At 73.3% G+C, this 7,160-nt stretch carries 5 protein-coding genes and 1 pseudogene; 2 read left to right on the top strand and 4 right to left on the bottom strand.

Going from position 1 to position 7,160, the window contains the following annotated elements; translation table 11 throughout:
* Nucleotides 1–865: pseudogene (locus ACFV4G_RS42535) on the top strand (hypothetical protein); the annotation flags it as partial.
* A 128-nt stretch (nucleotides 866–993) separates the two neighbouring features.
* On the opposite strand, the gene ACFV4G_RS42530 reads toward ACFV4G_RS42535, so the two are convergent.
* Complete coding sequence (locus ACFV4G_RS42530; RefSeq protein ID WP_380448877.1) at nucleotides 994–2,367, bottom strand: hypothetical protein; 1,374 nt, start codon at nucleotides 2,365–2,367, stop codon at nucleotides 994–996.
* A gap of 168 nt (nucleotides 2,368–2,535) precedes the next feature.
* Nucleotides 2,536–3,357, bottom strand: a complete 822-nt coding sequence (locus ACFV4G_RS42525) for a helix-turn-helix domain-containing protein (protein ID WP_380448875.1) — start codon at nucleotides 3,355–3,357, stop codon at nucleotides 2,536–2,538.
* A gap of 273 nt (nucleotides 3,358–3,630) precedes the next feature.
* On the opposite strand from ACFV4G_RS42525, the gene ACFV4G_RS42520 reads away from it, so the two are divergent.
* Nucleotides 3,631–5,301, top strand: a complete 1,671-nt coding sequence (locus ACFV4G_RS42520) for a beta-1,3-glucanase family protein (protein ID WP_380448872.1) — start codon at nucleotides 3,631–3,633, stop codon at nucleotides 5,299–5,301.
* Between the two features lie 63 nt (nucleotides 5,302–5,364).
* Here ACFV4G_RS42520 and ACFV4G_RS42515 read toward each other — a convergent pair whose 3' ends face one another.
* Together ACFV4G_RS42515 and ACFV4G_RS42510 are read right to left on the bottom strand one after the other, a co-directional pair.
* On the bottom strand, nucleotides 5,365–6,144 hold the full coding sequence (locus tag ACFV4G_RS42515) for a DeoR/GlpR family DNA-binding transcription regulator (RefSeq protein WP_380448870.1): 780 nt from the start codon (nucleotides 6,142–6,144) through the stop codon (nucleotides 5,365–5,367).
* Nucleotides 6,145–6,238: 94 nt separating this feature from the next.
* Nucleotides 6,239–7,084: a carbohydrate ABC transporter permease gene (locus ACFV4G_RS42510; RefSeq protein WP_380448867.1), complete on the bottom strand. Its 846-nt coding sequence runs from the start codon at nucleotides 7,082–7,084 to the stop codon at nucleotides 6,239–6,241.
* Nucleotides 7,085–7,160 lie beyond the last annotated feature (76 nt).

The following is a 7,160-nucleotide window of genomic DNA, read 5'->3' as shown; positions in this document are numbered from 1 at the left end:
GGGCACCACCCCCGCCGGCACGCTCACCGCCACCGGTGGTGACGGCGGCGTCGGCGGCGGGGGCGGCGCCGGCAACAACGTGGGGAGCGACGGCTTCGGCGGCGTCGGCGGTACCGGCACCGGCGGCACCGGCGTGGGGACCTCCGGATCCGCCACCGGCGGCAGCGGCACGCTGACCGGCGGGGCCGCCACCACCTCCATCACCACCACCGGCGGCGCCGGTGTCGGTTCCGGATCCGGCGCCGGCGCCGGCCCTACCACCGTCAGCGGTGACGGGGGCAACGGCGTCGGAGGCATCGGTGACGGCGGTGCCGCCACGGGCGGCGCCGGGAGGGTGACCGGCGGCCCCGCCACCACCTCCATCACCGCCACCGGCGCGGTCGGCGCGAGCTGCAGCAGCCTGATCACCCTGGGCAAGGGCGGCGACGGCGGAGCCGGCAGCACCGGCAAGGGCACCATCGCCGCCGGCCAGGCCCCGGCCGGAGTCGCGATCACGGTAAACGGCGGCAACGGCGGCGCCTGCCTGACCCTGCTGGGCGCGGCCTCGGGCACCGGCGGGGCCGGCAACGCCGGCACCATCACCGGCAGTACCGCCAACGCCACCACCTTCAGCGTTCAGGGCGGCGACGCGGGCGCCATCAGCATCCCGGGAAGCCTGCTCACCGCCACCGGCGGCATCGGCAATTCCGGCACCATCACCGGCGGCAGCGGCAACGACACCCTCACCGCCACCGGCGGCTCCCGCCTCGCCCTGGGCCTGCCGGTGCGCTCCGACGCCAACACCGGCTCCATCAACCTCGACGGTGGAACCAACTCCTGCACCCTCGCCCTGCCCGCCGGCCCCGGAACCACGAGCGGCTGCTGAAAGCATCGCCCACCCCAGGCACCAGTGGGCGGTGTGCATCGTGAAGTTGCAGGTCACGGGCCCGGTGTGCGTCGATGACACCGGGCCCGTGCCAGCCGTGGGCGGACGGCTCCGGCGGAGATCACCCGTCAGCGGCGGAACAGGCCGCGCCGCTTCGCCGGCGGTGGCGGTGGCGGTGGCGGGTCGAGGAGGGCCTCGACGGCGTGGAGGAAGGGGCGGGCCTCGGCGGTTATGCCGGTCCGGTGCAGACGGTGGCGTCCTTCCCCCTCCCACTCGCCCAGCACCGCCCCGCGCTCGCCCGTAATCGGGTCGACCGCGTACTCCAGGGTGAAGGTCCGCAACGCGGACCCGTCGCTCGGCCAGGCCAGCACCACCGCGAAGGCTTCCGTCGCCGCCCGCGGCACCGGCAGGGCGACGAGGAGCATGCGGTGCCGCCCGCCCCGGACGAAACCGCCCCGGAGGCCGTCGGGCTCCAGCCGGTGCTCGACGGGCAGGCTCGCGCCGTACTCCTCCCAGAGCCGTCGCAGCTCGGTGTCGAGCCGCTCCCCCGGTACCGAGCCCAGCTCCGGGAGCGAGGGCAGCAGGCGGTGCGCGAAGCGGTAGTGGTGCGGACGCGGCGCGGGCAGGTCCCCTCCCCCGCCGGCCAGCCGGGTGACCGCGGCGATCACCTCGTCCACGTGCACGAGGTCCAGCAGACCGCCCTCGCCCACCTCGGTGAGCGGCGTCAGCTCTCCGCCGCGCCACCAGTAGGTGTGCCGGGACAGCGGCGCGGCGGACGCGTCGCACTCCCGGGCGGCCGTCTCGATCAGGACCTGCAGCACATCCGGTACTTCGACGTCGAACGGCGCGAACAGCAACCGGAACGGCGTCGGGAACGCCACCACCGCGCCGTCCGGCGGCAGGTCCCGCCCGGCGACCGCGCGGTAGAGCGCGTCCAGGACGAGGACCCGGCTCCCCGTCAGCGCCGAGCCCCCGGTGACGACGTGGAGGCTGCCGCCCTGCCCGGTCGGCCGGACCTCGTGCCGCTCGACGGGCAGCCGGGCGAGCCGCGCCCGTGCGTCCACGCGCAACCGCGACGCGTCCCCGAGTTCGGCGACGGCGTCCGACGTCAGCACCTGCCAGCCGACGGGCGACTCCAGCGCGAGTAACTCCAGTACCCCGGGCGCAATTTCGAGCGCGTGCGGGAACCGCGCGGGGTCGACCAGCGTGGTGGCGTCCAGGAGCACCGGGTAGAGCCGGGCGGCCGTCTCCTCCGGAGAGCCCGCGTCGCCCGCCATCGGCCCCTGGACGGCGACGACCAGTTCGAGGACGCGGGCCCGGACCAGTTCCTCCAGCGGAACGTCCGGCCGCCGTTCCACCAGCTCCAGCAGCCCGCCGAGCCCGTAGTCGCGCCCGTGAAGGTCCCGGGCCACCTCCCCGTGCAGGGTGACCTCGTTCCCGAACTCCGCGAACGCCGCCCGCACGTGCGCGGCCAGCTTCGGCTCCAACTCGCGCTGCCCCATCGTCCCCTCCCGGCTCCCGGTCCGCCCCGTCCGACCGAAGACGTGACCGGTGTCCCACCCGGTTGCCACGACCGGGACGATGTCCGGATCCCGCCGTCCGCACGGCATAGCAGCGTTCTCGGCGATTCCGGTCCAGACCGGTCCGGAGCTGAGCCGTACTGCCGTCCGCTACCCCCGGTCGACGGTGGCGGCGAGCAGCGCCAGGCGCTCGGCGTCACGGCTGCCGGGCTCCGCGGTGCCGACCAGCAAGTACTGTCCGGACGCGTCCTGCACGTCGAACGCCTGGTAGGCGAGGGTGAGCCGTCCCACGCGCGGATGCTGGAAGGTCTTGCTCCTGCTCCCGAGCCGGCCGACGTCCTGCCGGCTCCACAGGGCCGCGAACTCCTCGCTCTCCGCACGGAGTTCGTCGACCAGGGCGATCGTGCGCGGGTCGTGCCGGCCGTGCCCGTAGGCCAGCCGCAGCGCGGCGACGGTGTCGCGGGCCACGGTGGGCCAGTCGACGAACAGCTCCCGGGCCGCCGGATCGCGGAACAGGGAACGGACCATGCCGCGCCGGTCCGCGAGCGGGGAGAGCAACGCGTCCGCGAGGGGGTTCGCGGCGAGGACGTCCAGCCGGCGGTCGACCACGTAGGCCACGGCCGACGGGAACGCGTCCATCAGGCGCAGCAGCTCCGGTGCGACCAGTTCCTCGTCCGGGGCGTGGGCCTGGGTGCCCGGCACGAGCCCGGCCAGGCGGTAGGCGTGCCACCAGGCATCGGCATCGAGCTTGAGGGCCCGCGCGAGGGCGTCGACGACCTGCCCCGAGGGATGCCGCTCGCGTCCCTGCTCCAGCCGCGTGTAGTAGTCGGCGCTGACTCCCGCCAGGACGGCGGCCTCCTCGCGCCGCAGCCCGCTCACCCGACGGCCCGCGGAACTCGGCAGCCCCACGTCGGCCGGGCCGACCCTCGAACGGCGCGCCAGCAGGAAATCCCCCAGGTCAGAGCGGCTCATGCCAGGGATCGTACGCCGACCCTTCCTGGGAGTGGCGCACCCAGGAAGACCCGTCCCGCCGCATGGGCGCGATCGGATGGCGACACGCACACATGTCACGGGAAGGCGGCATGAGAACCCGAGCTGCCGACGGCTGCCTTCGGGAAATCAACCGAAGCAGGCTTAAGAGCCGCTTACGGTGACAGATATTGACGTGTTCGCGCCCCGGCGGGAGGGTGGCGGGCAGGCGGCGCCGTCCGGGTCGCCGCCCGTCCCCCACCCCCCGGAGTCCCCGTGATCACTCGTCGGACCATGCTCGGCGCCTCCGTCGCGGCCCTGGCCACGCCCGCGCTGTTCGCCCTGTCGCAGCGCGCCGACGGCACCACCACCCCGCAGCGGCTCGACGTCGATCTGGTCAACACCGTGCCGTCCCAGCCGGTTTACGCCTACGTCCTCGGTCTCGACCCCGCCCAGGGCAACAGCTGGGCCTTCCTGCGCTCCGACGGCAGCACGCTCTACCACCCGCCCTCCCCCAGCGCCCCGGGCGCGCCGCTCGGGGCCGACTGCGCCATCGCGCTGGGCGCATCCGGTGGCACCCCGCGGCGGATCAGCCTGCCGTACCTCTCCAGCGGGCGGATCTACTTCTCCATCGGCCGCGAGCTCACCTTCCTGATCAACCCGGGCCCGGGCATCGCGCTGCCCTCGGTGAGCAACCCCACCGATCCCAACATCGCCACCGCCTACGGCTTCTGCGAATTCACCTACGGGCCCGACCAGTTGTACGCCAACATCAGCTACGTCGACTTCGCCGCCGTCCCGATCGCCTTCGACCTGACCGCCGGCGACGGACGGCAGAGCGTCAGCGGCCTGCCCGTCGGCGGCCTGGAGTCCGCCGCGGCCGCGCTGCGCACGCAGGCCACCGCCGACGGCGGCGACTGGTCCCGGCTGATCGTCCCGGACCCCGCCGGCCGGACCCTGCGCATCCTCAGCCCCAACACCGCGATCAGCAGCGACCCGTCACTGTTCAACGGCTACCTGGACGACTACCTCGCCGCCGTGTGGCAGAAGTACCAGAGCACCGACCTCGTGGTCGACACCCAGTCCGGCTGGGGCACCGTCACCGGCCGGGTCCGCGACGGCGTCCTCACCTTCCCCGGTGCCGGCGGCTTCACCAGGCCCTCCACCGCCGCCGTCTTCAACTGCAGCTCGGCGCCGTTCACCACCGGCAACGACCTCATGGGCAACCTGAGCGCACGCCTCGCCGCCGCGCTCAACCGCACCACCCTGCTGGACGATCCGCATCAGCCCGACGGTGAGAACCCGGCCGCCTTCTACACCGCCGCGCGCACCAACCACTACGCCCGCATCCTGCACGCGACCAACCCCGACCACCTCGGCTACGCGTTCCCCTACGACGACGTCCACCCGGCCGGCGTGGACTTCGAGGGCAAGGTGCAGTCGGCGAACCCGACCCTGCTGTCCGTCACCGTCGGCGGCACCCGGACCCCGCCCGGCCCAGGGCCGTCGCCGTCGCCGTCGCCCCAACCCGGCGGCGGGACCAGCGCGTTCGGCACCATCCGGGCCGAGTCCTACAGCGCGCAGTCCGGCACCGCGCTGGAGCCCTGCGCCGACACCGGCGGCGGCCACGACGTCGGCTGGATCGCGAACGGCGACTGGCTCGCCTACGCGGGCGTCGACTTCGGCGGCTCCGGCGCGACGCGCTTCCTCGCCCGGGTCGCCTCCGGCGCCGCCCCCGGCGTCAGCGGTCTGGTCCAGGTCAGGCTGGACAGCCCGACCGCGGCACCGGTCGGCAGCTTCGCCGTCGCCAACACCGGCGGCTGGCAGGCCTGGCGGACGGTGCCCGCCGACATCACCCGGACCACCGGCACGCACACCGTCTACCTCACCTTCGCCAGCGGCCAGGGCGCCGACTTCGTCAACGTCAACTGGTTCACGTTCGGCTAGCCGACACGCTGTGACCGCCCGGTGCAGCACGGATCCGGACTGCACGGCCGCCCGCGGCGGTCGTCAGACGCAGAGCACCTCGACGCCCTGGGCGGCGATCTGCTCGACCACCTCGTCGGGTGCGTCGCCGTCGGTGACCAGTACCGCGATGTCGCCGATCGCGCAGACCTTGGCGAAGGCGCGCCGGCCGAGCTTGGTGGAGTCGGCGACGACGATCACCTTGGCGGCCCGCTCCGTCATGGCGCGGTTCGTACTGGCCTCCCCCTCGTCGTGGGTGGCCGCGCCGAAGGCGGGGTCGATCGCGTCCACGCCGAGGATCATGCAGTCCATCGAGAGGCCCTGGAGCACGAGGGTGGCCAAGGGGCCGGTCGCCTCGTAGGAGTTGGACCGGATGACGCCCCCGGTGATGACCGTCTTCACGTACGGGCGCACCGCCAGCTCGTTGGCGATGTTGATGGCGTTCGTGACGACGGTCAGCGCCGGCCCCTCGGTGTGCTCGGCGAGGTCCGCCCGGACGGCCAGCTCGCGGGCGACCTCCGAGGTCGTCGTCCCGCCGTTGAGGCCGACGACCGCGCCGGGCGGCACGAGCCCGGCGGCCGCACGCGCGATGCGGTGCTTCTCGTCGGCCTGCCGCGCGGTCTTGTAGCGCAGCGGCAGGTCGTAGGCGACCCCGCCCAGGACCGCGCCGCCGCGCGTGCGGGTCAGCAGCTGCTGCCGGGCCAGCTCCTCCATGTCACGGCGCACCGTGGCCGTGGAGACCCCCAGGAGCTCGGCGGCCTCGACGACGTCGATCCGGCCCTTGTCGCCCAGGATTTCGAGCAGTCGCGTCCACCGGTCGTGCATGCCCACTCCACTTTCCACTGTCTGCGCCGTCACCAAGCGTATATCGCGCGTGGATCATGTGGGACCGGCCGAGGAGGTCTCCCCGTCCGTTTCGCTACTTGACCGAGCCGGCGGTGAGGCCCGCGACGACGTGGCGTTCGATGAAGGCGAAGAGGATGACGACGGGGACGATCGCGACGAGTGACGCGGCGAACACCTGGTTCCACTGCACGCTGTAGGCGCCGATCATGTTGTCGATCCCGACGGTGAGGGGCTGGCGCTCGGGCGTGGTGGTGAGGGTGAGCCCCATGACGAACTCGTTCCAGGCCGAGATGAACGTGAAGATCACGGCGGTGACGACGCCGGGCAGGGCCAGCGGCAGGGTGACGCGGAAGAACGCGCCGATCCGGCTGCTGCCGTCGATCTGGGCGGCCTCCTCCAGTTCCACCGGGATGGAGGCGATGTACGCGCTGAGGATCCAGATCGCGAACGCCAGGTTGAAGGCGGCGTTGGCGAGCACCAGCACCCCCACGCTGTCGAGGAGGCCGAGGGTGTGGAACTCCCGGTAGAGGCCGACCTGGAGTGCGGTGGGCTGGAACATCTGGGTGATCAGGACGAGGAGCAGGAACGCCTTGCGGCCGCGGAAGCGGACCCGGGCGGTGTGGTGCGCGGCGGGCAGGGCGACCAGCAGCACGAGCAGGGTGGAGCCACCGGCGACAAGGAGGGTGGTGCGGAGGTTGCCGCCGAGGGTGGTGTCGGTCCAGACCCTCGTGAAGGAGGAGAGGTCGAAGCTGGTCGGCAGGTAGGCGTTGTCGCGCAGTTGGCCCGCGGGCCGGGTGGCCGTGACGAGCATCTCCAGGTAGGGCAGGAGGAAGAGGGCCGCGAGTGCCCAGGCGGTGGCGGCGTAGAGGGCGGTCCGGGCGGTCGGGCGGCGGGCGGGCGACCGGGGCGGGCGGTTCATCGGTTCTCCTGCTCGTTCCAGCGGCTGACCTTGAGGAAGAGCAGCACCATGACGATGACGGCGGCGAAGTTGACGA

The sequence above is a fragment of the Kitasatospora sp. NPDC059747 genome, assembly GCF_042732955.1.
Classification (GTDB): Bacteria; Actinomycetota; Actinomycetes; order Streptomycetales; family Streptomycetaceae; genus Kitasatospora.
Note: the sequence above shows the minus strand (reverse complement) of the source record. Positions and strands in the feature narration are given on the sequence as shown.

Excerpts from the sequence above, each read along its gene's own strand:
- ACFV4G_RS42515 (WP_380448870.1), bottom strand. The coding sequence starts at position 6,144 with ATGCACGACCGGTGGACGCGACTGCTCGAAATCCTGGGCGACAAGGGC.
- ACFV4G_RS42525 (WP_380448875.1), bottom strand. The coding sequence starts at position 3,357 with ATGAGCCGCTCTGACCTGGGGGATTTCCTGCTGGCGCGCCGTTCGAGG.
- ACFV4G_RS42530 (WP_380448877.1), bottom strand. The coding sequence starts at position 2,367 with ATGGGGCAGCGCGAGTTGGAGCCGAAGCTGGCCGCGCACGTGCGGGCG.
- ACFV4G_RS42510 (WP_380448867.1), bottom strand. The coding sequence starts at position 7,084 with ATGAACCGCCCGCCCCGGTCGCCCGCCCGCCGCCCGACCGCCCGGACC.